Genomic DNA, 2,913 nt, shown 5'->3' on the forward strand with positions numbered 1-2,913 from the left:
TGCTCCGCAAAGTCGGTGAGCGAACCGTCAGCGGCCTGTGGGATCTCATCGGCAGGCTCGTCGATATCTTCCAGCCCAGCGAATGCGCCAACTACTTCAGCTCTTGCGGGTATGACCCGGAATGATCGAAAACCGCTCTAAACCCGCGCCTCCACAAACACCGGCACCGCGATCGAAATACACTCGAACGCTGTGTCGCGCTCCAGGGGTGCGCGCAGTTGGCGGGCGAGGCCGGTGATGACGCGGTCGATGCCGTCGGCGAGCAAAGCTTCGAGTGTTTCGTTGGGGCCGAGCGCGGGGGAGGCGATGCGCAGGGTGATGCGCTGCGGGTCATCGGGCAGCGGCTTTGCCGAGATGCGCACCGGTGCATCGGGCATGGTCAGGTGGATGAGCTCAAGCACCTCGGTCAGCAGGAACGCGATCGGCACCCCGACATCCTGGCTGACCTGGATGTTATCGATGTCAATGGTGGCGGGCACGGCGCTGTCGCCATCATGATGTTCAAAACTGCCCGCCAGCTCCCCTACCAGCGCGCGCAGGTTGATGCCCGCATTGTGTTCGGTTTCGGCAAAATGGTTGCGATGCACCACCGCGAGCGCATCGACCCGGCGCTGAATCTTGCCATAGGCGAGCTTTGCCGGTTGTGAATCGGCAGTGCGGGCGTGCAGGTTGATCAGGCTGGCGACGATCTGCAGGTTGTTCTTGACCCGGTGGTGCACTTCGCGGGTCAGCAATATTTGCTGCTTCAGGCCCACATCAAGTGCATCACGGTCGAGAGCCACCTTGTGCGCGAGCATCACAAAGCCGGTGTCGAGCTCCTCAATCTCGCTGGCATTGAACGGGGTGCGGTTCATCGGCGTCAGCTGGGTGCCGGTTTCATACTGGCGGATCTTGTGCTGCAGCTGGGTCAACGGTTTGATCAGCATACGGCTAACCACCAGCCAGCCGATAATCGCAGCGACAAAAATGGTAATGAACGGAATGACCTGTGCCCACAATTCGGGCGGGCTGCGCTTTTGCTGGACATGCCGCAGGTCAAGGCTCAATCCGTTGACATCGCGAGAGGCGGTCATCAACGCGTTCAGCCGCTTGTTCCATGGCGCAGGAATGGTGGTGAGCGCCAGCACGCCGCTCTGGTCTCGCAGCTCAAACTGTGACAGCGGCACATCATCGACCGGGTCGGCAAGCCTGAACAGGCTGTCGGCCGGATAAAACGCAAAGGCGCGAGCAGCCGAAATGCGACCCCGCACCGCAAAGACAACGCCGTTGGGCTTTGAGACGAGCTGTGTTCCGGGTTGGCCGAGGCGCTGACCAGCAGCGCGCAAGACCCGCGTTTCTGCACCGATCTGGCATTGTGGCGCACCGGTGCCGCTGGCGTAAAGCAGGGCGGAAAAGCGGGTTTGACCCGGACCAAGCTGATTGTTGAGGGTTTTGCAGACCGTAGCCGGGTCTTCCCCCAGCGCGATTTGCGAGGCGGCCGAGCCGATAACTGCGAGATCGCTTCTGATGGCATTGCCCAGCCGTCCGGCGGCATCATCCACGTTTTTCTGCAGCAGGCGCGTGCGATCTTGGTTCGCAGCATGGGTTAGGCTGCGCGTGGCGACCAAGGTGCCGATAGCGAGCGGCAACAGCGCCACCAGCAGGATCAGAAAAATTCGGGTGCCAATGGAAAGGCGGCTAAGCGGCCCAAGCCACGCCGGTGCCGGTCGCTGGGATGACAGCATTACTTCAACTGCTTGAGCAGATCCAGAAAATCGCCGGGAATGTCTTCTTCAAGGGTATGGCGATAAACGGTTTTGAGCGCATCTCCGATCAGCTGGCTTTTGCTCTTGTCAGCGGACGCAGACTCAGGCGGGTTGCCCTCTGCGGCTTTGGCATCTTGCGCAGGCGCCTCATCGGGGCGCGGCTTTCTGGCTTGTTCCCCGCTGCCGGACTCATCGCCGTTGTTGTTTTGCACAAGCATTTATCCCGCCTGTTGAATTTTTGTCCAGAAGTGGAACTAGCAAGCCGTCCAGTTGCTGCCAAGTCCGCAAAATGTCATGCGGTCCGACAAAAACGTCTCTGGGGTGGAAACAAACAGCGGCGCGGATTGTTCCTTGCCCGTGGCTGCGCTTGCGCGGCCATGTTTCGCATACCCGACGTTTTCCATATCCGACATGGCTGCTCGATTTTGACACCGCGCAACAAAGGCCATAGAGACAGCGCATTCCATCAAGGAGTTTTCCAGACCATGTCCCTCGGCCAGACGCTCGCCCCCCATCTTCCGTTCCTGCGCCGCTACAGCCGTGCGCTTGCGGGTGATCAGCATCACGGCGACGCCTATGTGAAGGCGGCGCTACAGGCAATAATCGCAGCGCCCGACCAGTTTCCGCGTGATGTCGATGCGCGGCTTGGGCTTTACCGGGTGTTCCAGGTCATCTGGTCATCCACCCATGACGAGCGGCAGGAATCTGACAGCTTCGATGCTTATCCCGATGATGATGAAAGCGCCCACAGCGTAGTGGCGAACCAGCGGCTGCGCCGCATTCCGCCGTTGTCCCGGCAGGCCTTGTTGCTCACCGCGATGGAAGGTTTCTCCAACGCCGATGCCGCGTATCTGATGGGCACCGACGACCGCACCGTCGCCGGTATGGTGGCTGAAGCGCTGGTCGAGATTGACAGCCAGATCAAGTCGCGCGTGCTGATCATCGAGGATGAACCGATCATCGCGATGGACATCGAGACCATCGTGCGCGATTTGGGCCATGAAGTCACTGGCATCGCTGTCACGCGCGACGAGGCAGTCGAGCAGGCTTTGCGCGAGAAGCCGGGCCTCGTGCTCGCCGACATCCAACTGGCCGATGACAGCTCAGGCATCGATGCGGTGGCAGACATCCTGCGCGAAATCGACGTGCCGGTTATTTTCATTACCGC

Annotated in this window: 3 protein-coding genes and 1 pseudogene; 2 read left to right on the plus strand and 2 right to left on the minus strand. The window is 60.5% G+C overall.

Annotated elements, in window-relative coordinates; translation table 11 throughout:
- Positions 1-125 (plus strand): annotated as a pseudogene (locus tag ACEW8G_RS10720) (IS630 family transposase); the annotation flags it as partial.
- Positions 126-137: 12 nt separating this feature from the next.
- Here ACEW8G_RS10720 and ACEW8G_RS10725 read toward each other — a convergent pair.
- Positions 138-1,724, minus strand: a complete 1,587-nt coding sequence (locus ACEW8G_RS10725; RefSeq protein WP_373488410.1) for a sensor histidine kinase — start codon at positions 1,722-1,724, stop codon at positions 138-140.
- Complete coding sequence (locus ACEW8G_RS10730) at positions 1,724-1,963, minus strand: NepR family anti-sigma factor (RefSeq protein ID WP_373488411.1); 240 nt, start codon at positions 1,961-1,963, stop codon at positions 1,724-1,726. Before ACEW8G_RS10730 ends, ACEW8G_RS10725 begins: the two co-directional genes overlap by 1 nt.
- Before the next feature lie 267 nt (positions 1,964-2,230).
- Between ACEW8G_RS10730 and ACEW8G_RS10735 the strand changes: the two genes are divergently transcribed.
- Positions 2,231-2,913: response regulator (locus ACEW8G_RS10735; protein ID WP_373488412.1), on the plus strand; the 683-nt coding region annotated here is incomplete at its 3' end.

This window comes from Blastomonas sp., from assembly GCF_041747255.1.
GTDB lineage: Bacteria > Pseudomonadota > Alphaproteobacteria > Sphingomonadales > Sphingomonadaceae > Blastomonas.

Bases quoted from the DNA above. Each gene is read 5' to 3' on its own strand.
- ACEW8G_RS10725 (WP_373488410.1), bottom strand. From the start codon at position 1,724: ATGCTGTCATCCCAGCGACCGGCACCGGCGTGGCTTGGGCCGCTTAGC.
- ACEW8G_RS10730 (WP_373488411.1), bottom strand. From the start codon at position 1,963: ATGCTTGTGCAAAACAACAACGGCGATGAGTCCGGCAGCGGGGAACAA.